Genomic DNA, 22,749 nt, shown 5'->3' on the forward strand with positions numbered 1-22,749 from the left:
GAGATGGCCGCCACGCCTGCCCGCACAGCTGCCAATGACCCGACGACCCTGCAATGCGTCATTTCCGGCGTCTTTGGTCGTCGGGTTCTGGACGAGTTGAGAACCCAGGGGCTGCGTATCGGGCCTGTCGTGGATCTGGACGCGGAGGCGGGGCTTGAGCCGTTGCAGGTGGCTGACACTCTTGCGGTTCTGGATTTCGACCGACCCGACAGCATGGCGAACCTGTGGGACAGGCTGGCCGGCTCCGGCTGCCGGCTGCATCTGATCGCCCTGTTCGCAGACACGCTCATGGTCGGGCCGCATTTCCGCGCCGACCTGCCGGGCTGCCCCGACTGTTTCGCCAGGCGGCGCCTGTCCACCGCCACCTTCGACGATGCGGGGCGGCTGGAAAAGCTCGACAGGGCGTTCCTGTGCCGCGCGCCATCCGCGCGGCCGGGCTTTCCACCCTATCTTGCCGCCCTTGCCGCCCAGGCCTTCGCCGCGCGCCTGCGCCAGCCAGAGGAGGACTGCCGGGGACGCTTCCTGCGCTTTCTCTCCGATGGGAGCTTCCTTGAGGATGGCATGGTCCTGGCGCTCCACGGCTGCCGCTGCCGCCGCGAGACGGCAGCTTCCGGCCGTCGAACCAACCGCCACCTCGGCGAAATGCTGAACCTTGGCCCTGCTGCCCCGGCAACGGATACGTTGAAGGAACCGCTATGCTGAATGTCGAGCGCAGTCACGCCCGGGAGCTTGCCGCGCAGCGGGTTCGCGATCCCGAATTGCTGCGGCTCGCGCCGTTGGCGCCCTATTTTCCGCCGGATTTCGCAATCCTGCCCTTTGGACCAGCGCGGTTGGCGATCCTGTGCGGCAATCGCCGCGAGGTGCTGAGCAGCACCATCCCGCTCGACCTGGTGAAGCGCATACTGGGCCTGTGCGACGGCACGCGCGCACGGGAAGAGATCGCCACTGCCGTGGCGGTGGAGTTCGGCGGTCTCGACGAAGCAGCGAGGAATGTCGACGAACTGGTCGCGTTGCTGGACCGCAATGGGGTGCTGCAGGATGGATCGCCCGGCCCGCAAGGGGGTGTCCATTTGCGCGATCCGGAGACGGAGCGGTTCTGGGAGCAGGTCTGCGGTGCTGACAGCGTTCACCGTTCGAGGCGGGCGCTGCGCGAGGCCTTTGATCGGTTCCGGGTCCGGGTGTCCGGGCCGGAGCATCTGCGCCAGGCAGCGGAGCGTGCGGTGCGCGGGGCCGGCCTGGCGCTGGACGGGGCGGGTGCCTGCAACGGCAGTGTCCACGATGTCAGCCTGGTGCTCTACGATGATCCCGCCGGCCTGCAACTGTCGAACGAGGACACCAGGCCCGGCGCGCTGACGCTCTTTGCCGGAAGCGATCGGGACAGTTTCAGGCTCGGACCGCTGGTTCCGGCCGAGACCGCGAGCGCCGTGGCCAAATGGCTTTCCGGGGCCTGGCTGGCAAGCGGGCGTCCGGTGCTCAGCGGTCATCCGATGAAGGAAATGTGGGCGACGATCACTGCCGCAAGGCTGTTCCGGCTCGCCTGCGGTCTGGAACGGGGCCGGAAGTTCAATGCCGTCGAGATCTTCAGCCGGTGCGCGACCCACAAGGAGTTGCTTCGGCGCGCCGTCCTGGTGTCGCCCTATGTGGCGGTGGAGGCGGGTTCGTCGACGCCAAACGAGGCGCTGCTGGTGGCGGCGGCGCAGTCGGGCATCGAGGAGCCGTTCAGCCGCCACCTGAGCTCGCGCACCTATCTGATGCACTACGCAACCAAGAACCGGAAGTTGGCGAGCGGGCCGGCACCGGCCTTTTTCGGCGCCCCGGCATTCTTCCTGCCCGAAGCCGTGGTTGAGCGGCAGGGCACCTTGTCTGAACGCCTGTCGCTGGCGTGCAAATGGGCCTTCGGGCTGGATGGCGGCCGACGCATAACGCCCTCCGGCGGCGACCTGCGCTCGGCTGAGCTTCTGGTCAACCTGCCGTGCGCCACCGATCTTCCCGCCGGCCTCTACCGGTACCGCGACACCGACCATGCGCTGGAGAGGCTCGGGGAGGTGCTGGCAAGCAATGAAACAGGGTTGAGCGAGAGCGAGCCGTCTTTCCTGATCGTGTCACGGCTGCGGCGGGTGGCGCGCAAGTACCAGGATGCTGCCTACAAGATCTGCGGGCTCGATGCGGGCGTCGGTGCGGCCGTGCTCATGCAGGTCGGAGCAAGGCTCGGGATGCCTCTGACGGTTCGGGCCGATCTGGATATGCGGCCGATCGAAAGGCTCCTGCCGCTTTCCTTCGTCGATGATCGCTATCTGCTTTCAGCATGCCTGGCATCCGGAACATCGGTCGCAAGCGGAGGTCCCGGCGCAGAGCCGGTGTTCGGGCCGGACCCTGCCGCCCTGTCGGAGCAGAGGGCGCTGCTGTGGGTCGCGGCGCTGGGCCGGAGGCCGCTGGCCCCGTCGCAACCGCGCGCGGTTCCGGGGGAGCCGCAGGCATCGTTGGGTGGGCTGGCCGATCTCGGCGCGACGCTGTCGGCACGCCGGGCGGTGCGACTGCTGCCGCCTGATGCCCTCCCGTGCGACACGATCCTGGAGTTGCTCGCGGAAGCCGAGACGGGTGTGGCGCGGTACGTGCCGGGGCTCGCCCGCCACATCCGCATTGTCGCCGTGGATCGGGCACGGGGGCGCGTCTTCAATCGCGGAGCGGGACTGGCGGGCTGGAGGCCGGGGGCACGGGATGCGCGGATCTTCTGGCAAGGCGTACCCGACATGGCTCCGGCCATGTTGGTCGGCGGACTGGAAATGGGCCCTCTTGCCAGTGCCCATGGCGCGGCCGGGTACCGTAATGCGTTGCAGGCCCTCGGCGCTGGCCTGCATCTCGCCTGGCTTGGCGCCTGCGCCCGCGGGCTGCAAGGAACGCTTCTCGGCGGTGTCTTCAACGAGGGGATGAACGCCTGCCTGCCCGCAGATAGCTGGCGGATCGCCCCGATTGCCGGGCTGGCATTCGGAGAGGCCGCGCCGTCATGAGGCCGCCGTCCGTCCCAACCGCCACCGAGGCCCCTCCGATGCTGGTCCGATCCGGAGGCAGGCTGTTCATCATTCCACGCCTGCCCATGCCCTATGTCCGCGTGAGCGGCCCCCTGTCGCGGGCCGTCGTCGCGCTGCTGGGAGGGCAAAAGCGCGATGTCGTGCTCAAGGATCTGGTGGTGTCGGGCGAACCCGCAGCCGAGGCGGTGCTCTCCGCCGCGGAAGCCCTGATCGCCCGTCATTCGCTGGCGGACCTGGGGGCGCGCGCGCCGGCGAGCCCGGCAGGGCATCTCGTCACGGCGCTCGGCGGTGCCCTGACGATGGCCTCGGCCATCTTGTGCATCTCCTTCCTGGCGGCGCAATCCGCCGCTCCCCTGGACAGCGGCGGTTTCCCGCTTTCGGTCGCCACGCTCGGCTGGCTGCTGTTTGCCGTGCCCAGCCTTGTGCTGCTGCACGAGCTCGCACATCTGCTTGTTGCGCGCCTTTTCGGTGTCGCGCCGTCGGCGGTCGGGTTTGATCGCGGCAAGACGGGACTGCCGATGCCCTGGCTCGATCTGCGGGAGGCATGGGACCTGGCGCCGCGCGACCACGCGCTTATCCATCTGGCCGGGCCGGCTTGCGATCTCGTCCTGACGGGGCTGGCGGTCCTGGTGCTCTGGGCCATGCCCGGTCCGATCGCCCCGCTTCAGGCGGTGGCGCTCGCCGGCGCTCTGTTTTTGATGGCCAACCTCAACCCGTTCGGGCGCAGCGACCTTGTCAGCGCCTGCCGCGCCGCTCTTGGCGACCCGGATTACGGACCCTGCCGCTGGCAAGGAGCGGGCCTTTTCGGACCGCCGGGCCTGAAACGGATGACGCGGGTCTACGTCCTGCTTCTGGCTGCACTGCCGGTTCTCCTGTGTCTCGTCTTCCTGGGAAAGATCCTGCGATGAAACCATTTGTCCGTATCGCGCTCGGCCTCCTCATTTTCGTTTCGCCTTCCGCCTGGGCGCAGCAGCCCGTGGCGATACCAGGTCCGAGCGATCTGCCCGCCTGGTCCGCCACGGCACCGGAGATGGATGTCGAGACCGTTGGTTTCCTGCGCATCGCGGTGGACGACCTGCCGGCCACCGAGCGCTGGCTGAGCGAGGAAATGGGGTTCAGTCCCTGGCCGCTGGGGCAGCGGGCGAGCGGAGAGGAGAGCATCATGGTGATGCTGTCCTCAGGCCAGAGCGTCGAGTTCTTCAGCAGGCGGCCGTTTTACGAACAACTGGAGATGAAGGCGGCGAGGACGGTTGGGCTTGCCTTCTATGTTCCGAGCATTGCCACAGCGATGATGTCCCTTGCCGGTACCGGAGTGCCGACGACCGAGGTCATTTCCCTGCATGCCGGCGGCGAGCCGACCTATCCACGAATACTCGAACTGCTGTTCATCCGCTCGTTCGAGTTTCCCTTGTGGAACTTCAGTTTCGCCGAGCGGAATGCTGCAGGCATCGAGAAGGTCCGGCAGGACTATCCCCAGTATGATGACCGCAAGTGGCAGGACCATCCCAATGGCGTCACGGGGATTTCAGAAGTCTGGTTTGGGGTTCGCGACCTTGAGGGCAGCGAACGGGCGTTGGCCGCGCTGGCGCTGGTTCCGGACGAGGCGCGGAGCGCGCCCGGGGAGCGGGTCTATGCCCTTGACGGGATGGTGCTTCGCCTTGTCTCGGCCGAACATCGCGAACGGGGGGAGGAGATCGCGCGCCGGATCGCAGGCGGTGGTGAGGGGGCTTTCCACCTTGTCTTCAGCTCTTCCGGAGGCACGGTCGAGCCAGGCGCGCGGGCAATCCCGGAGAGTGAGCTTCTGCTGGAGGTGCAATGAGCTCTCCCGGCGCACCCCGCCCCCATCCATTCGTGCACCCAGGAGCGGGGGGCGGGAGGAACGATGGCGCCGGTTGCAACGCGGCGCCGGCGGAAACTCCTGTCACGCAACGGCGCCTTGAGTCGATGGACCGCCCGCTGAAGCGGATTTGGTGGCGGCGCCCGCTCGGTTTGGTGGCCGCCATCGTTGCTGCCATCGCCGTGATGGCAATGGCGGCGACACAGGTCGACTGGTCGGATGACCGGGTGATCCGCCTTGCAGGCGACGAGGTGGTTCTCGACCGCGTCAGGCGAGGGGCATTCCAGCCGGTGCTGCATGCCACCGGACTGGTCAAGCCGCGCACCTCCGTTGCGTTGCAAAACAGCATCTCGGGGCGGGTCGACGCGGTGCATGTGAAGCCGGGCGACCGGGTCGGAGCCGGCAAGCTCCTGTTCGAGCTATCGAACCCGGAAACGGAAATGAGCTTCTTCAATCTTGAGGTGCAGGTGGCCGAGCAATTGAACGCGCTGACGCAGCGCGAACAAAGCCTCGAGCGCGGCCGCCAGGAGGACGAACTGGAGGTTCTGCGGCTGACCAAAGAGATTGGCGAGATCAAGATCGAGCTGGAGCGCCGCCGCCAGTTGCTGATGAGAGGCCACGACAAGCCCTCCGAGGTGAAGGGTCTGATGCGGCAGGAAACCTATCTCGATACGGTTCTGGAGAAGCGGCTTGGGATGCTGAAATCGCGGATCGGGTGGCAAACCGATCAGATCCTGCAGGCCAAGACGCTGTCGGGCAACCTGATGCGCAATCTCGAGACGGCGCGGGACTCGCTCGACGCGCTGAACATCCGGGCGACGATGGATGGAACCCTCTCCGATTTCAGTGTCAAGCGGGGCGAGGTGGTGGAGCGCGGCAGCAACCTCGTCACCCTGTTCGAGCTCGGCACGCCGATCATCGAGGCGGAGGTCGACGAGATCTATCTGGACCGCCTCTCGGTGGGGGACGAGGCAAGCTGGAGAGACGCAGAGGGTGCCTGGCGGGCCTTGCGGGTGCGCCGGATCCTGCCCGAGGTGATCGACGGCAAGATCACCCTGGAAATGGACTTCGTCGAGGCACCGCCGGAGGGGCTCGTCCACGGCCAGCGGCTGGACATCCAGATCCGCACACGGGCGCTTGCCGACGACGTGCTCATCGTCGCGAATGGCGGGTTCCTCGCCCAGACCGGCGGCAACTGGATCTTCGCGCTGGACGAAGCGACGGGCCGTGCGCGCAAGGTGCCGGTCGAGATCCTGGCCACCACCCGCGACGAGGTCGCGCTAAAGACTGGCCCCCAACCAGGGAGTGTGGTCGTCGTCTCATCCTATCTCGGCTTCGTCGAGGCCGAATATCTCAAGATCGAGTAGGCCGGTCATGCACATCGAGCTCCACGGCGTTACCAGGCGGTTCCGCAGCCGCGATGTAGAGACAACTGCGCTGAACGCGCTGTCGCTGGCGATCCCCTCGGGCCGGCTCACCACGGTGATCGGGCCGTCGGGGTGTGGCAAGACGACAATGCTGGCGATCATGGGGCTGCTGGACGCCCCCGACGAGGGGGAGGTGCGGTTCGATGGCGAATGTGTTTCGCGTCTGAGCGCGCGTCGAAGGTTGGCGCTGCGGCGGGAAAAGGTCTCCTTCATCTTCCAGTCCCTGAACCTGATAGAGGAAATCTCGGTCACCGAGAACGTGGCCCTGCCGGCGCGCTACATGTCGCTGCCGGCACGCGAATGCCGGGAGCGGGCCGAACAGGCGCTGGAGGATCTCGGCCTTGGCTTTCGCGCCGGACATTTCCCCTTTCAGCTGTCGGGCGGGCAAAGGCAACGTGTTGCGATTGCCCGCGCTCTGGCGATGCGCTCGAACATTATTCTCGCCGACGAGCCGACCGGCAATCTCGACCGGGAAAGCAGCGCCGGCGTGCTGGAGGCGCTGCTCGCCTGCCGCGCGCGCGGCACGACGGTCATTCTCGTCACCCATGATCCGGACATCGCCGAACTCGGCGACTTTGTCGTCGAAATGCAGGGCGGGCATGTCACACTGGAGCGGGCTGGAGAGCTGGGCGAGAGACGGGCCGCACCCTCGGAGCGCTGGGTCCGGGCAATCGGGACATGAGGCACGGTGTCGGTCGGGTTCCTGTACCGGAGGTTCCAGGCAAGATGATCGGAGACGGGCCGCGCGCGGCGGCGGCGGACATCCTCGTCCTGCGGCTTGCTCCCTTGCCGGCGGAAACACTCGAGGACCTGGTCTCGCCCGGCTTCCGACAGGCGTTGGACGCCGTGCAGGCGGCGCAGGCCGACTGGGAGACGCAGCGCACTGTCGTGCTTGCTGCGGGAGACAAAACGGCAATTCGCTCGACTTCCCGACAGCTTCGCAGGGCGCTCGTCGCCGGCACGTTCCGGAGGGTTCCGGTTCTTGTGCGTCAAGAGCCGGGACCCGGTGCGGACCTGACGGAGCTTGCCGCTGCCGCACAGCGTCTCTCGAACGCGTTCGACCTGCTCGAGGATGGGTACGGTGCAGAGGTGGACAGGATATTGGCCGCGCTTGCCGGGCTGGCCGGGGAGGAGCGGACACGGTGGATCTTTGACGAGGTACGCGAGCGGCTCGCCCGGTTTGCACGCTGCCTGGGAGATATGGACGAAAAGCCGGGCCGCAGGGTCAAGGCAGCGATGCGGCTTTTTCGCTATCTCGCACGTGTCTCGCAGAAGACCAGCCCGTTTCAGCGCTACATGGGTGTCGGCCTCTGCCGAGACGGCTCCTCCGGCGGACCGGGACCGATCCGCTTCGATCTGCAGGCGAGCGAGAGCCTCGCGCAGGAGTGGGCCGCGGTGTTGCGCAGGAACCATGCTGGGATGCTGGCCCCGGCGGAACTCGAGTTGGCCGGGGCATTTGCACCTGGTACGGACCGGTTTCACGTCGAACTCCGCAGTCTGTCACAGGCACGTGGCTCGCTCTGGGAAAGCGTCCAGCCGAGGAGTTTCCGTCTGCGCCCGCCGATAGATCGGGTCTTTCGGGATCTGGCGTCGCGGTGTTTCCGCGTGGAGGAGCTTGCCGAAACCTGCGCGAGGCATGGCGTGGCGCGGGAGCAGGCGGCGGAGCTTGCCCAGAGCCTGATAGACAAGGGGTTGGTGCGGCTTTGTCTGCCGGAGGTGAGCGAGGCGGCGGCGGCGCTGTCAGGCGAGCCCGATCCGTCCCTCATGGCGCGACTTGAGGCTGATCCGCTTCTGCGGGGCGTACCTAGGCTCCATCGCGACTGCTGGGTGCGCTTCCGGCGGGAGCCGCACTACGATATCGCCGGAATCCGGGATCGGGTCTGCCGGACCATCGCGGACCTTTCCATGCCCTCGCCCGAGCATCGGCTGCTGCGCGACCTCTTCCTTGCGGTGAAACCGCCGCAAGCCGGCTCGATGCCACTTTCGCATTTCGCCGGAGAGATCGAACGGGCCATGCCCGGGCTGGTGGCGCGGCTGTCGGATCCGGCGCTGGCGCGGCGGCTCTCCACCGAGATGCTCGGGCCTGGCAGCGGCCACCATGCGTTTTGTGCCCATGTGCAGCCGTTCCGGGAGGATGGCGCGCTGCGGCTCGCCCTGAACGGCACCTTCAACGAGCCGGTCTGGCTGCTTGCCCGCTATAGCCAAGGCGGCAGCGGCGAGGCGGAAACCCTGCGCCGTCATCTGCGCGCCTGGCTGGCTCGGCAGACAGAGCTGACGGGTGAGCGGTTCGCCGGACTGTCCAGAGGCAGCGACGTCAACAGTCTGCAGCGACACCGGGGTCTGGTCGACCGCTACCTGGAGGGGTTCTCTCCTCCCGGCGGCAACACTCCGCTGTTGCACACCGGGGAGTGCCATGTGTCGCTTGCGCCGCAGGGACAGCGTTTGATCGTTCGCGACGGCTCGGGGAGCCTGCTGCGTTTCCTCAACCTCGGCAGCGTGCTCGCCACGCCCGCCTGGGGGCTGCACTACTGGTTGATTCATCTGACCAGTCCGCTCACCGTCGCGCGGCCGGATCCAGGTGCGGGCTTCGTCGGCGACGAAGAGGGGCGCCAGCGGCATCGACCGCGCGAATATCACGGCGACTGCGTCCTCTTCCGCGAGACCTGGTATGAAACCTCGCAGGACCTTCTCGATGCGGTCTGGGAGGGGCCAGGCGGAGCCCATCTGCCCTCGGTCGATGTCATGGTGCGGCTGGGGCGGTATTTCCGCGCGCGCGGCATGCCCGAGCAGGTGTTCGTCAGCCGCAAGCCGGGCATGGATTGGCATGCGAGCAACTCGATGGCCAACCGGCACCGCAAGCCGCAATGGATCGACGTCGCCAATCCGGTCTGCGTCGCGCTGTTGCGCCGGATACTGCGCGAAAGCCGGACGGTCGTGTTCCAGGAGGTGCTGCCGGGACCGCAAGACCGCCTCGTCTCGGCAGGCGGCGGGACGCATGTGGTGGAGCTGCATCTGGAGGCGAGCCTGACATGGTAAGCGTGAGGAGGGGAGTGGCGCGGATCGCGGCGGCAGTCTTCGTGCTTGCCGGGCTGGATGCGCCGGGCGTGGCGGATCAGCGGGATGCGGATGTGGTGATCCTCGGCGAGGTTCACGACAATCGGGAAGCGCATCTTCGTCAGGCGCGGATGATCGAAAAGCTCCGGCCGATGACGATGGTGTTCGAAATGCTGTCCGCGGAGGCGGCGCAGCGCGCCTCGCAGGCGGATCGCTCCGATCCGGCGGCAATCGCCTTGGCGACACAGTGGGACATGACCGACTGGCCAGCCTTCGAACTCTACGCACCGATCTTCATGGCCGGTCGCTCGGCCCGGATTGAAGGTGGTGGCGTTTCGCGTGAGGACGCGCGCCGGGCAATTTTCTCCAGCGCCTTTCGGGTGTTCGGGCCCGACGGCCGGCGCTTCGGTCTTGATCGCCCGCTGCCTCGCAAGGAGCAGGCGGCGCGCGAGACGCTCAAGGCAAAAGTGCATTGCGGCGCGATGCCCGCGGTGCTGATGCGCGGCTTCGTCGAAGCGCAACGGCTGCGCGACGCGGCACTGGCGCGGGCCGTGCTGGCGGCACTGGAGGCGCATGGGCCGCCGGTGGCGTTGATCGCGGGGCACGGGCATGCCCGCAAGGATTGGGGTGTTCCCCGCCTGATCGCTCTGGCCGCGCCGGAGGTGAAGGTCCATTCCATCGCCTATGTCGAAACGCAGAGCGATGCTCCGTTCGATGAGACGGTGCTTGTGCCTGCGACGCAACGCGATGACCCCTGCGCCCAGCTCAGACAGAAATGAAAGGTCGTACGGAAGCCCGTTGATCCAGTTTCTTGGGACACGACATGCCGTTGGGGGGCATTGCTGTGTACGGCGAGTATCCGCAGCCGCGTTTCCTCATGTATAAGGACCGCATCCTTCGATACGCCACGAGCGGCATCGAGCTTCTGGAATGCTGTAGCCAATACTGGAACTTGAAAATTGACCACACTCTATGTCGATGCTGACGCGTGCCCGGTTAAGTCCGAAGTGGAGCGTGTGGCAACACGGCTGGGCATTCCGGTTGTGCTTGTCTGCAATGGCGGAATACGGCCTTCAAGCAACCCGCTTGTCTCGCTTCGCATCGTCGCTGAGGGGCCGGATGTGGCGGACCAGTGGATTGCCGCGCATTGCGGTCCCGGCGATGTCGTGATCACTGCGGATATCCCGCTTGCGGATCGCTGCCTGAAGGCCGGGTCGCATGTCTTGCAGCACGACGGGCAGATCTTGAGCCTCGCCAACATCGGCGAGCGGCTCGCAACCCGGGATCTGATGCAGGACATTCGCGCCGCGAACCCGTTCCACCAGGGCGGCGGCCGGGCCTTTTCAAAGGCCGACCGGTCTCGGTTCCTGCAAGCCCTGGACAGGTTGGCCAAACTCGCTTTGCGCCAGGGGTAAGGGAACGGTCCGGCGTTTCGCTGATACTTTCAGGTCAGGCTGTCTGCCTTCGTTCGAGCGCCTCCTTCCCTATGTTATCGCTGGTCCGCTCGCGCTTGCGCGCGGGCAGGAGGGTGGTCTGCCGTCCGGCTCTGGCAAAGGCATGGACAGGCGGGGCGGAATCAAGAAAAATCAAGGGATATTCAAATATCGAAGGATGTCCCGATGGCAGGACCTGCGCGACGCCGATTGACGTTTGACCGGCTGGCGCTCGGAACTTCCATTGCTGCAATCCTTGTCTCAAGTGCCGCCTGGGCCGATGCGACCACGCTGCCGGCCTGCGACATGCAGGGCGGAGCAAGCCCGCTGCACATTGCCCGAGATGGCGGGGACGGCGCCGACGGGCATGGCACGGTCCTTCCCAGGGCCGGTGCGCGTGGCGGGGCCGTTTCATGCCGGGTGGAACCGGCGTCGGGCGACGAACTCGTCCCGACCCTTGTCAGTTCCAACGGTGGCTCCGGGGGCAATGGCGACGAGTTCAACGCCGGCATCGTGGTCGTTGGAGCGCCCGGCGGGGCCGGCGGCGGCGGCGGGACGATCAATCTCGCAATCGATGGGACCCTCGACAGCAATCAGTTCGGGTATGGCGTGGGAGCGGTCGGCGGTATCGGCGGCAATGGCGGTCTGTCGTTCAAGAGCAGGTTCGCGACCGGCGGCGCGGGTGGCACGGGTGGCGATGGCGGCGATGTGACGCTGACCCACGGCGGCACGCTGACGGTCAGCGGTGATGGCAGCTCCGCGCTCGAGGCAACCAGCACGGGGCGCATTGGCGGTCTCGGGGGCGGAAGCGTCAGCGATGTGGTGGTCGGAGCGTGGCAGGGGGTCGCCGGCGGCTTTGGCGGCGCCGGCGGCGACGGTGGTGCGGCGGCCATCGTCAACACCGGAGATATCGTGATCGGCAATGGCGCCTACGTCGGGGTGTGGGTGCGCAGCATCGGCGGCGACGGCAACACGGGGGGGATGTCCGCCAAGGGGCTCCTGGATACCGTGAAAACCGGCGCCAAGGGGGGCGATGGCGGCCATGGCGGGGTGGCCTCGGTCACGAATTCAGGCTCGATCAAGACCGATGAAATAAGGGTAACGGCGATCCTCGCACAGACCTCGGGAGGAAATGGCGGCGCTGGCGGCGGGGGCATCGGCGGGGTTGGTGGCAAGGGGGGCGACGGCGGTACCGTCAACGTCACCAACAGCGGTTCGATCCTGACCACGAGGATGCTTTCCGACGGCGTTTTTGCGCAATCGGTTGCAGGGCGAGGCGGCTCCGGTGGCGAGAGCGCCGCCGGCGGGGGCGGTGGGGATGGCGGGGCCATTTCTGTCACCAACTCGGGCACGATCACGACCCAAGGCTATTTCTCCACCGCGATCTACGGGATCAGCGTTGCCGGCGGCGGTCAGGACGGCGGCGATGGCAAGGGCGAGATCGCGGTTGGTGGTAGCGGTGGGGCCGGCGGCAGGGGCGGCAACGTCATCGTCAACATGACCGGCACGTCCCTTGGCGCGGGAGACCACAGCGTCCACACCTCGGGGGCATTCGCCAACGGCATTCACCTGATTTCCGTCGGCGGCGGCGGCGGGCGCGGCGGCAACGCGGTGGCAACGGGCGTTTTCTCGGCGGTGGCCATCGGTGGCAAGGGCGGCGCGGCAGGCGATGGTGGCGCGGTCACGGTGCACCTTGGCAAGGCCGCCAGCATCTTGACCGAAGGCGACCTTGCCAATGCGATCATCGTCCAGTCGATCGGCGGTGGCGGCGGATCGGGCGGCAGCGCCAAGGCACAGGCCTATTTCTCCTCCGTCGCGGTGGGCGGCTCCGGCGGCACCGGGGGAAATGGCGGCACTCTGGATGTCACGCTCGGCGATCAGGCGAGCATCGCGACGCGCGGGCATCACGCCTCGGCCATCATCGCGCAGTCGATTGGCGGCGGTGGCGGCTCGGGCGGTCAGGCACATGCCTCTTCCTCCGCGCCGATCCTGGCCACATCCGTGTCCATGGGCGGGAAGGGTGCCTCCGGCGGCGATGGCGGCGCGATCACGATCAATCTCGGCGCCGGCTCGTCGATCAAGACGGGCACCGAGAACACCGCCAACGCCGGGTTGATCGATGGGGCCGGCACCCATTCTGTCGGTGTTCTGGCCCAGTCGGTCGGCGGCGGTGGCGGCAATGGCGGTTCGGCGGGGTCCTCGTCCGTCTCCTACGGTGACGGCGTTTCGTTCTCCGCCTCGGTCGCCATTGGCGGCTCGGGGGGAACCGGCGGCAACGGCGGCAGGATCACCGGCATCGCCGACGGCGGGGTGACCACCTACGATGCGAATTCCGACGCCATCGTTCTGCAGTCCGTGGGCGGCGGCGGCGGCAACGGTGGCGGTGCGCATGCGTTCAGCCTGAGCGTGGGAAGCGATGTCGACAGCATTTCGGCAAGCGTCGCCATCGGTGGTCACGGAGGGCACGGCGGTGACGGCGAGACCGTAACGCTGAGCAGTGCCGGCGCGATCCGCACCGAAGGCGAGAATTCCGACGGCATCGTCCTGCAGTCCATCGGTGGCGGCGGTGGCAATGGCGGATCCGCGCTTGCCTTCAGCGCCGGCGTCAGCATCGGACCGACGCTGAACGCCTCGGTCGCCATCGGCGGCTCCGGCGGCACGGGCGGGATCGGCCGGGCGGTTACCTTCAAGGGGTCGGGCAGTGTGATGACGCTTGGCAGAAATTCTGCCGGCGTTCTGGCCCAGTCCATCGGCGGTGGCGGTGGCAACGGCGGCTCCGCGACGACGGTGAGCGTTTCCGCCTCGACGCAACAGTCCATCACGCTCGGAGCCTCCGTGGGGGGCGGCGGGGGCAGCGGCGGTCACGGGGATGCCGTCACCATCGACGGCGTCGGGGCGATCTCGACGACGGGTGAGAATTCCATAGGCGTGGTCGCCCAGTCGGTCGGCGGCGGCGGCGGCAACGGCGGCAATGCCTCTGCCGTGACCTTGTCGGCGTCCTCCGAGGGATCATTCTCTGCACCGGTCTCCGTGGGCGGGCGCGGGGGCGATGGCGGCAACGGTGGCGCTGTCTCGCTGACCACCAAAGGCGGCAGCGTGACCACGGCGGGTGCGAATTCCGCCGGCATGCTCATCCAGTCGATTGGCGGCGGCGGCGGCAACGCCGGCACGGCCACGAGCGTCAACGCCAGCATCACCGCAGGGCCGGACGCCAAGAGCATCACGACCCCTGTTGCAGTTGGCGGCAAGGGAGCTCCGGGCGGCACGGCGGGAGAGATCGATATCGCCTCGGCGACGGCAATCGCCACGAGCGGCGACATGTCGACCGGTCTGATCGCTCAGTCCATCGCCGGCGGTGGCGGCAACGGCGGCGCGGCGATCACCGCAAATGTGACGATCTCTGATGCGGCCCGCGGATCCCTCGGGGGCGGCGCGGCTGTGGGTGGCGACGGCGGCAATGGGCACAAGGGCGGAACGGTCGATCTCGCCAGTTCCGGTGCGATCACGACCGATGGCGACATCTCCCACGGCATTCTCGTCCAGTCTGTGGGCGGTGGTGGCGGCAATGGCGGCGCTGCCTCGACGATCGCCTTCACCCTTTCGGCGCCTGCCGATCTGGAGAAAAAGAACAACGCCATCAACCTTGAAACGTCGATTGGCGGGACCGGCGGCGGTGGAAATCACGGTGGCACGGTTACCGCCGCCAATACCGCATCCATCCGCACCAACGGCAATCACTCGACCGGCATGTTGATCCAGTCGGTCGGCGGTGGCGGTGGCGCGGGCGGCAACGTCGCTTCCGTCTCCGGCGCGGCGGGAAAATCCGTCACCAGCATTGGCGTCGACATCGGCGGCAAGGGGGGAGCGGGGGGCGATGGCGGCGATATCTCGGCGAAGAACACCGGGACCATCGCGACCGTTGGGAACAATGCGTTCGGCGTTCTGCTTCAGTCGGTCGGCGGCGGGGGCGGCTTCGGCGGCAATTCGGCCCGGCTTGCGGCCGGCGCTGGATCCAAGGTCAAGAACCTCAACGCTGTCATCGGCGGCGACGGTGGTTCGGGCGGCAACGGCGGCAGTTCCGGCGAGGCGAAGCAGGGCTTCACAAATTCCGGCACCGTTGCAACGCAGGGCCATCGCTCGGCGGCGGTTGTCGTGCAGTCCATTGGCGGCGGCGGCGGTGCGGGGGGCGACATCATCACCCGAACCGCAAGCCTGGGGGCGAAAAATGCCGATCACGGCAAGCGCTCCGTCACCAGCGGCACGACGACCACGACCGTGGGCGGCGCTGGTGGCAATGGTGGCAACGGACTGGCCGTTTCCATCTTCAACAGTGGCAGTGCCTACACCTCCGGCGCCAATGCGCACGGCCTTGTCGGCCAGTCGCTCGGCGGTGGCGGCGGGATGCATGGGCTGGTTGACACGTTCGATCTCAAGAACGCGACTGATGGCGGCGACAGTGGGGCATCCGCTCCCTCGCCGCCGAACGTCAAGGCGGTGGTCACGCGCGAGATTGCGCGAAAGATCTTCGGCGGCGCGGAGACAGGCGCCGAGGGAGATGGTGGCAGCGTCGATATCGGTGCCGCGGCCGGCAGCGTTGCCTCGACCACCGGCGCCGTGTCTCACGCGATACTGGCCCAGTCCATCGGCGGCGGTGGTGGCGATATCGGGCACGTGGAGGCCTTGAGCCTGCGGGTGGGAGAGACGGCTCCGGCCAGCGAGAGCGCCGGCACTGAAAGCTCGACCTATGACTTCACCGTACAGCTCGGATCGAAGGATCACGCGCTGGCCAGCGCGTCTGGCAGGAGTTCGGTTACGCTCTCTGGCGGTGCCATGGCGATGACGGCCGGCGTCGGATCGCGCGGGGTGCTTGCCCAGTCGATCTCGGGTGGCGGCGGAACCTTCGCCACGGTTCTCGACAGCACCCATATCGCTGGCGACGTGCCGACCGCGACATTCGACGTCACCCTGGGCGGAGAGCAGGGATACGGCGGTCATCCGGCCCGCAGCGGTGAGGCGAAGGTGACACTTCAGCCGTCGAGCGGCAATGCCGCGCGCGTGGTCACGGGCGGCGATCTTTCGCATGGCATCGTTGCGCAATCGGTCTCCTCCGGTGGCGGAAGCGCTGGGGTGGTCGTCTCCGACGCGCTTGCCGTCGCCAGCCAGAGCATCACCGCCAAGCTTGGCGGAAGCGGCGCGGCGGAGGGAGCTGGCGGTCGCGCGACGGTTGCCGTCACCGGCTCTGTCGTCACCGGCGGAGCGGGCTCCTTTGGCGTTCTGGCGCAGTCCGTCGGCAGTGGCGGCGGCGAGTTCCTTGCCGATCTGGCCAAGAGTGACAGCGCGACATTGCGCCTTGATTTCGGGACACAGACGGCAGGCTACGCGGCTGCGGGCGAGGTCGAGGCCGGGCTGACAGGCACGGTCTCGACCGCCGGCGATCTGTCGCACGCCATCGTGGCGCAATCGATTGGCGGAGGTGGCGGCATCGCGGGTGTCCTTGCGGATGGCATCGCCACGGTCGATCTTCATTCGACATTCGGCAAGACGACGACCGCGGGCGGCAATGGTGGAACCGCGATGGTCGCGCTGATCGGAGGGACGATCACCACGGGCGGAGACTTTGCCTATGGCGTTCTGGCGCAATCGATCGGTGGCGGTGGCGGGCTGTTGTCCCTCGACGCGGGGGGCGGTCCGGTCACACTCGATCTGGACCTTCAGGCAAGCGGCGGCGGGGGCGGAGGCGCTGTTTCCGTCTCACTGGACGCAGCCAGCGCGATCAGCACGACGGGCCGCCATGCGCACGCAATCTTCGCCCAGTCCGCCGGCAATGGTGGCGGGTTGGTCACGGTCAACGGCAAGGTTGCCGGAACCCCGACGATACATGTCGGGGCGAGCGGGGCAAGCGGCGCGGTATCTGTGACGTCTCATGGCGACATCCGCACGAGCGGCGACTATTCGGACGGCATCTTTGCCTATTCCGCAAGTGGCGCGGCGCTGGTTCTGGAAAGTGACGACGGCGAGCGGGTGCTCAACGGATATGAAACCGGCGCGCAGTCCGGCCAGGTGAGTGTCACGCAAAGCGGCACGGTCTCGGTTTCCGGCGCTCATGCCTCGGGCATCTATGCGCTGGCGCGACGCTCGGACGGGCTTGGCATCTCGCTCGATGTCTCGGGCAAGGTGATCGCCTCGGGCGAGGGCGGTGCCGGCATCCGCGCGATCAACGGCATGGCGAAAACATCGGGTGGCACGACGCTTTCCACGAAGGTCGATATCCGAAAGGGTGCCTTCGTGCTTGCGCGGGACACGGACACGGCGACCAGCGCTGTCCTGATCGGCGACGAGCGCTCGAAGTTCCAGCTCAACATCGATGGCACCGTCGCCGCGGTCGGTGCCGACGGCTCCAAGGTCGCGACCTACGGCGGCAAGCAGCGCGCCATCAGTGCGAATGGCCGGGGCGAGATCGTGATCGGGGCGAGCGGAGGCATCGAAGGCACCATCGAGGCGACAGCCGGCAATATCTCCGTGCTCAACAAGGGCGTGCTCGACGGATCGGTTCTTGGCATCGGCCTCTACACGATGGAGCAGGGCAGTCGCCACTTCCTGGAGATCGATCCGGGCGCTGGCACGTCGGCCTATATCTCCGCTCTTGCCGTGACACGCAACGGCGGCACGCTCAATCCCTATCTCTCGTCCTTCGGAAAGCTGGCGAATGCCGTCGAGATCGTCGACAGTTTCGGCGCGGGCGCGCTTGCCGGGCATGTCGCCAACACCCCGGTGCTGACATTCCAGACAACAAGCGATGCCGACAGCATCAAGATCACCGGCGTGAACGCCAGCTTCGGGCGCACAATGCTCTCCGGCAACGCGGCGGCGGTCGCCATTGCCGTGGATCCGCTGGTCGAGAGCTGGATGAGCGGCGCCGCCGTCGGTGTCGGCGACGACCGGCTCTATGCGTTCCTGCTCAGCGCGGCCAATACGCCGAGCCTGGAAGGCTTGTCGCAGACGCTGACGGAACACCTCGACGCCTCGCAGGACTACAGTCTGGCGCTGGACCAGCATACGGCTGCCATTTCGCACATCGACAACCTGCACAGTTGCGGCACCCAGTACGGGCCCTGGGCGGCCTTGCGCGAAGATGAATGCACCTGGGCGAAGGCAACCCATCGTTACACCGACAATTTCGCGGCGCACACCACTGCGCGTCTTTCAGGGTTCTCGTTCGGCCGGCAGGCCGCAATTGCCGAGAACTGGCGGCTCGGGCTGGCCGCGGGCTTCAACGTCAGCGACAGCAGCGGCCGGGGCATCTCAAGCGAGGGGTACGGGGTTCACGCCGGCGGCGTGCTCAAGTACACGCAAGGGCCGTGGCTTGCGACCGCAGCGCTGTCCGCGTCCTACTCGTGGGGCGACTCCAGCCGGTTCGTGCCGATCTCGGGGGACACCGCGCAGGCGAGGCTTCGCGCTGCGGGCGTTTCGGGGCGCGTGCGTCTGGCACATGAACTGGACTTCGGCAGGGTCTTCGCGATCCCCACGCTCGATCTCGACATGTCCTGGATCCACGACTTTGGCTACACGGAGCGGGACGCCGGCAGTCTCGGCCTGGCGGTAGATCCCCACGACATGTTCCTTGCCGACCTGCATCCGCAGCTTCGCGTGGGAACGGATCTCCGGTTCGACGGTGATCTTGTGGTGCGCCCGTACCTTGAGGCAGGTGTTGCCTTCGCGCTCGACGACGGGCACCGGCTGACGCAGTCCTTTGCAAACGGGGCGTTGTCGGGTGTGAAGTTCTCCGTTTTCTCCGATCGCGAGAAGGTGCGGGGAACCATTGCCGCCGGCGTCAGCCTGTTACAGGGCGAGCGTTTCGAAGCCAAGCTGCGCTACGACGGCAGCTTCGGCGAGGAAAGCCGCTCTCACGCGGCGAGCTTCAAGGTCGGCCTGCATTTCTGAGGAATGGCCGCGGCTCAGGCGCCGCGGCGGGCCTTGTAGACGCGGCTCACCGGAGCAATGCCGAGGTCGGTCTCGCAATAGGCGACCGCGTCGAGCAGCCGCTCCATCGACAGGCCGGTCTCGTAGCCCTCGCCCGCGAGCATGTAGAGGACGTCTTCGGTTGCGACGTTGCCGGTCGCGCCGGGCGCGAAGGGACAGCCGCCCAGTCCGCCGGCCGCCGCATCGACGGTGCGGATGCCGAGGCGCACCGCTTCCAGCACGTTGACGACGCCCATGCCATAGGTGTCGTGGAAATGCGCGGCCATGTCCGACACGGGGACATGCGCGGCGACCGCCTCGACAACGGCTGCGATCCGACGCGGCGTGGCGCGGCCCAGCGTCTCGCCGAGCGCGATCTCGCCGCAGCCCATTCCGTAAAGCGCCCGCGCCACGGACGCGACCGCATCGGGCCGGATCTCGCCCGCATAGGGACAGTCCGTGATCGTGGAGATGTAGCCGCGCACGAAGACACCCGCCTCGCGCGCCGTTGCGACAAGGGGGGCGAAACGTTCGAGCGAGGCGTCCACCGTGCGGCCGATGTTCTTCTGAGCGAAGGCGTCGCTCGCGGCGGTGAACACGGCGATGGCACGGGCGCCGTTTTCCAGCGCCTGGTCGAGCCCGCGCCGGTTGGCGACGAGCACCATGTCGCCTGCCTGTTCGCGCGAGCCGGCCGCGGCCATCACCTCGGCGGTGTCGGCCATGCGCGGCACCCGGTCCGGGGCGACGAAGGCACCGACCTCGATGCGCGTGGCACCGGCCGCGCGCAGCCGCTCGACCAGACCGATACGCGCCTCGGTCGCGATTGGCTCGCGCCAGGCCTGGAGGCCGTCCCTGGGGGCGACCTCCACGATTTCGACCTGCTGGCTCACTTGCCGCCCCGAAGACGGGCAAGGATCTCCTCGGCGAGGTCCTGACGAACCTTCCCGAGCGCCTTGAGCTCGCTCGCCACCTGGTCGATCTCCGCGCCGATGGCGCCGACCATCAGGGCGACGTTCTGGGCGTGAAGCGCCATGTGACCCTTCTGGATCCCGGTCGTGGCAAGCGCGCGCATGGCCGCGAAGTTCTGCGCAAGGCCGATGGAGACGATGATGCGAGCGAGCGCGTCCGCGGTCTTCACGCCAAGGATTTCAAGGTTGGCCTGGGCGGTCGGGTGGACCTTGGTCGCACCACCGATCAGGCCGACGGCCATCGGCATTTCGAGAATGCCGACCAGATTGCCGTCCGCGTCGGCCTCCCAGCGCGACATGGAGCGATAGTGGCCGTCCTTCGCCGCGAAGGCATGGGCGCCGGCCTCGATGGCGCGGGTGTCATTGCCGGTGGCGAGGACCACGGCGCTGACGCCGTTCATGATGCCCTTGTTGTGGGTCGCAGCGCGATAAGGATCGGCATCGGCGAAATGGAAGGCGGAGAGCATGTCGTCGCGGACCTGCGCGCCGCCGATCTCTCCGAGCGGCCACACGGCGCGGGCACGCACCAGGCGCCGGTCGGCGAGGTTGGTCAGGATGCGCAGCAGGCTGCGGGCGCCGGTCCATTCGACGAGCCTGGGGGCAAGTGCCTCGGCCATGCTGTTGACGGCGTTGGCGCCCATGGCGTCGCGCGTGTCGACAATGATGTGGACAATGGTCATCGGACCTTCGTCGGTCTCGATGACGCGAATGTCGAGGTCGCGGAAGCCGCCGCCGAACTTGACCAGAAGCGGATCGGTCTCGTCGCAGATGGCGCGGATCTCGTCCATGCGCTCATAGACCTTGAGGCGGACGTTCTCCGGATCGCTGGCGCCGAGAAGCTGGATCTGGGCGGCCATCACCGGGCCGCTGCTGGAGGTCTTGAAGCCACCGGTCGGGCGGCAGCGCTTGGCGGCGTTGCAGACGGCGGCGACGACGGAGGATTCTTCCGTCGCCATCGGCACGAGCATCTCGCGCCCGTCGACGATCATGTTGGTGGCGATGCCCACGGGAATGGACATGGCGGAGATGGCATTCTCGACCAGTCGGTCGGCCAGCTCGATCTGTCCGTCGGCGGCCGCCGAAAGGCTGGCGATGGCCGCGTTGCCGAGCTCCGCCTGTTGCGCCACGGCCTGGAGGCGGGCCTCCGGCGCCATCTTGTGGAGGCCTTCAATACGAGACGATCTGACGTCGCTCATCGTGTGTCCTGCTTGTTACTTGATCATGGATTGGGGGAGCCACAGCACGAGCTCCGGGAAGATCGCGCAGATCAGGATCCCGAGTGCCTGGAGGAGCATGAAGGGGATGATTGCGCGGTAGACGGTGCCCATGCCGATGCCGGCGGGCAGCACGCCCTTCATGTAGAAGAGCGTGTATCCGAAGGGCGGTGAGATGTAGGCCATCTGCGCCGAGACGAGGAACAGGATGCCGAACCACAGCCTGTCGAACTCGAGATAGTCGATCACCGGCAGAAAGACGGGAACGCAAAGCAGGATGATGCCGATCTCGTCGAGGAACATGCCCAGGAAGAAGAGCATGGCCAGCATGACGGCGAGCACGACCCAGCGGTCTGCTTCCAGGTTCTGGATGAAGCCGAGCAGGAAGTCCGCTCCCCCGGTTCCGGTGAAGATGGCGACGAAGGCGCGCGCGCCGATGGTGATCCAGAGGATCATCGTCGTCACCTTGACAACGTCCATGCCGACGCCCTGGATCAGCTCCCAGCCGAAGCGACGCTCGATGAGCGCCGAGACGAAGGCCAGCGCGACGCCAACGGCCGCCGCCTCGGTCGGTGTGGCAATGCCCATGTAGATGGTGCCGAGCACGCCGACGATGATGAGCATCGGCAGCACCAGCGACTTGAGCGCCGCGATGCGGATGCTCCAGGTGATCTCCTCGGTCTCGGGCGGGCGGGGAGCGACGGACGGGTTGAGCGTCGCCCGCAGCACGATATAGCCGATATAGAGCGAGGCAAGCAGCAGGCCTGGGACCACGCCGGCGATGAACATCTGGCCGATGGAGGCCTGTGCCGTCACGGCGTAGACGATGGTGATCACCGAGGGCGGTATCAGGATGCCGAGCGTGCCGCCGGCGCAGATCGTGCCGATGGCCAGCTCCGGCTGGTAGTTGCGCTTCAGCATGGAGGGCAGGGCGAGCATGCCCATGGCCGCGACCGCGGCGCCGACGATGCCGGTCATGGCGGCGATGATGGTGCAGATGGCGATGGTACCGACGGCAAGGCCGCCGGGAAGCCGGCGCGACCACAGTTCCATGGCCTTGTAGAGGCTCTCGATCACCCCGGAGCGCTGCAGAATGCTGGCCATCATCACGTACAGCGGGATCGCGAGAAGCGATTCCGAGTGCATTGTGTCGAACAGGTTGAGCACGGTGACGGCCAGCGCTGCCTGTCCCCAGAGCGTGATGGTGAAGACCAGCGCAAGAGCGCCGAGGGTGAAGGCGAGCGGGACGCCCGTCAGCAGAAGGCCGACGAGGCTTGCGAACATGATCGCCAGGACGAGCTCGGAGCTCATGGACGTGCCTCCTCGTCAGACTGTCCGGAAAGGGCGGAAATCGCCTCGACGAGGGCCTGGGCGAAAAGCATGGCAAAGGCGAAGGGCACGACGAATTTCAGCCACCAGATGGGCGGGTTCCAGGCAGAGAAACTGGTCTCCCCGAGCGCATAGGCGTTGACCGCCAGCGGCCAGCTCACCATGGCGAAGACGGCGGCGAAGATCGCGACGACGGCGTAGGTGAAAACTTCCAGCGCCTTGCGCGGCGCACCCTTGACCCGCTCGCTCAGGATGTCGACCGAGACGTGGCCGTGCAGGTGCAGCAGATAGGGGCCGGCCAGCATGAAGTGGGGGCCGAAGACGAGCGTGCTTGCCTCCATGGCCCAGACCGTGGGCGCGTTGAAGGCGTAGCGCGCGACGACCTCATAGAGCAGCATCGGCACGACGGCGAAGATGATCGCGGCGGCGATGACGAAAAGGATCCGGTTCAGGCCGGTGACAAAGGCGCAGAGTGCTTTCATGGAGCTGCCGGTTGGCC

At 67.2% G+C, this 22,749-nt stretch carries 14 protein-coding genes; 10 read left to right on the plus strand and 4 right to left on the minus strand.

Annotation, left to right across the window (positions count from 1 at the left end):
• The first annotated feature begins 3 nt into the window (after window positions 1–3).
• From ACSLUQ_RS00170 to ACSLUQ_RS00215, 10 genes are all read left to right on the plus strand, one after another.
• A complete protein-coding gene (locus ACSLUQ_RS00170) occupies window positions 4–702 on the plus strand; it encodes a hypothetical protein (protein WP_461807373.1) in 699 nt (232 codons plus the stop codon).
• 56 nt (window positions 703–758) lie between these two features.
• Window positions 759–3,008 (plus strand): hypothetical protein, encoded by a 2,250-nt coding sequence (locus ACSLUQ_RS00175; RefSeq protein ID WP_461807374.1) that lies wholly within the window; start codon window positions 759–761, stop codon window positions 3,006–3,008.
• A gap of 38 nt (window positions 3,009–3,046) precedes the next feature.
• Window positions 3,047–3,937, plus strand: a complete 891-nt coding sequence (locus tag ACSLUQ_RS00180; protein WP_461807375.1) for a hypothetical protein — start codon at window positions 3,047–3,049, stop codon at window positions 3,935–3,937.
• Entirely contained in the window at window positions 3,934–4,848 is a 915-nt protein-coding gene (locus ACSLUQ_RS00185) for a hypothetical protein (protein ID WP_461807376.1), read from the plus strand. Before ACSLUQ_RS00180 ends, ACSLUQ_RS00185 begins: the two co-directional genes overlap by 4 nt.
• Before the next feature lie 173 nt (window positions 4,849–5,021).
• Window positions 5,022–6,233, plus strand: coding sequence for an efflux RND transporter periplasmic adaptor subunit (locus tag ACSLUQ_RS00190; RefSeq protein WP_461807377.1), 1,212 nt, complete (start codon window positions 5,022–5,024; stop codon window positions 6,231–6,233).
• Window positions 6,234–6,240: 7 nt separating this feature from the next.
• Window positions 6,241–6,975, plus strand: coding sequence for an ABC transporter ATP-binding protein (locus tag ACSLUQ_RS00195; RefSeq protein ID WP_461807378.1), 735 nt, complete (start codon window positions 6,241–6,243; stop codon window positions 6,973–6,975).
• 44 nt (window positions 6,976–7,019) lie between these two features.
• On the plus strand, window positions 7,020–9,329 hold the full coding sequence (locus ACSLUQ_RS00200) for a hypothetical protein (protein WP_461807379.1): 2,310 nt from the start codon (window positions 7,020–7,022) through the stop codon (window positions 9,327–9,329).
• The gene (locus ACSLUQ_RS00205) at window positions 9,323–10,126 is read left to right on the plus strand and encodes a ChaN family lipoprotein (RefSeq protein ID WP_461807380.1); all 804 of its coding nucleotides are present in this window, start codon (window positions 9,323–9,325) and stop codon (window positions 10,124–10,126) included. The genes ACSLUQ_RS00200 and ACSLUQ_RS00205 overlap by 7 nt, the downstream gene beginning before the upstream one ends.
• 180 nt (window positions 10,127–10,306) lie before the next feature.
• Window positions 10,307–10,762 (plus strand): YaiI/YqxD family protein, encoded by a 456-nt coding sequence (locus tag ACSLUQ_RS00210; protein WP_417773386.1) that lies wholly within the window; start codon window positions 10,307–10,309, stop codon window positions 10,760–10,762.
• A gap of 204 nt (window positions 10,763–10,966) precedes the next feature.
• On the plus strand, window positions 10,967–18,721 hold the full coding sequence (locus ACSLUQ_RS00215) for a hypothetical protein (RefSeq protein ID WP_461807381.1): 7,755 nt from the start codon (window positions 10,967–10,969) through the stop codon (window positions 18,719–18,721).
• Window positions 18,722–18,735: 14 nt separating this feature from the next.
• Here ACSLUQ_RS00215 and ACSLUQ_RS00220 read toward each other — a convergent pair whose 3' ends face one another.
• Genes ACSLUQ_RS00220 through ACSLUQ_RS00235 form a run of 4 tightly spaced genes read right to left on the minus strand, consistent with a single transcriptional unit; the run spans window position 18,736 to window position 22,732 of the window.
• On the minus strand, window positions 18,736–19,629 hold the full coding sequence (locus ACSLUQ_RS00220; protein WP_461807382.1) for a hydroxymethylglutaryl-CoA lyase: 894 nt from the start codon (window positions 19,627–19,629) through the stop codon (window positions 18,736–18,738).
• Complete coding sequence (locus ACSLUQ_RS00225) at window positions 19,626–20,903, minus strand: hydroxymethylglutaryl-CoA reductase, degradative (protein ID WP_417773389.1); 1,278 nt, start codon at window positions 20,901–20,903, stop codon at window positions 19,626–19,628. Before ACSLUQ_RS00225 ends, ACSLUQ_RS00220 begins: the two co-directional genes overlap by 4 nt.
• Before the next feature lie 15 nt (window positions 20,904–20,918).
• Entirely contained in the window at window positions 20,919–22,232 is a 1,314-nt protein-coding gene (locus tag ACSLUQ_RS00230) for a TRAP transporter large permease (RefSeq protein ID WP_417773390.1), read from the minus strand.
• Window positions 22,229–22,732, minus strand: a complete 504-nt coding sequence (locus ACSLUQ_RS00235) for a TRAP transporter small permease subunit (protein ID WP_461807383.1) — start codon at window positions 22,730–22,732, stop codon at window positions 22,229–22,231. Before ACSLUQ_RS00235 ends, ACSLUQ_RS00230 begins: the two co-directional genes overlap by 4 nt.
• Window positions 22,733–22,749: the final 17 nt, after the last annotated feature.

This window comes from Stappia sp. ICDLI1TA098, from assembly GCF_054880955.1.

Coding starts and splice junctions, on each gene's coding strand:
- ACSLUQ_RS00170 (WP_461807373.1), top strand. CDS start 4: ATGGCCGCCACGCCTGCCCGCACAGCTGCCAATGACCCGACGACCCTG.
- ACSLUQ_RS00205 (WP_461807380.1), top strand. CDS start 9,323: ATGGTAAGCGTGAGGAGGGGAGTGGCGCGGATCGCGGCGGCAGTCTTC.
- ACSLUQ_RS00185 (WP_461807376.1), top strand. CDS start 3,934: ATGAAACCATTTGTCCGTATCGCGCTCGGCCTCCTCATTTTCGTTTCG.
- ACSLUQ_RS00180 (WP_461807375.1), top strand. CDS start 3,047: ATGCTGGTCCGATCCGGAGGCAGGCTGTTCATCATTCCACGCCTGCCC.
- ACSLUQ_RS00195 (WP_461807378.1), top strand. CDS start 6,241: ATGCACATCGAGCTCCACGGCGTTACCAGGCGGTTCCGCAGCCGCGAT.
- ACSLUQ_RS00225 (WP_417773389.1), bottom strand. CDS start 20,903: ATGAGCGACGTCAGATCGTCTCGTATTGAAGGCCTCCACAAGATGGCG.
- ACSLUQ_RS00235 (WP_461807383.1), bottom strand. CDS start 22,732: ATGAAAGCACTCTGCGCCTTTGTCACCGGCCTGAACCGGATCCTTTTC.
- ACSLUQ_RS00230 (WP_417773390.1), bottom strand. CDS start 22,232: ATGAGCTCCGAGCTCGTCCTGGCGATCATGTTCGCAAGCCTCGTCGGC.
- ACSLUQ_RS00200 (WP_461807379.1), top strand. CDS start 7,020: ATGATCGGAGACGGGCCGCGCGCGGCGGCGGCGGACATCCTCGTCCTG.
- ACSLUQ_RS00215 (WP_461807381.1), top strand. CDS start 10,967: ATGGCAGGACCTGCGCGACGCCGATTGACGTTTGACCGGCTGGCGCTC.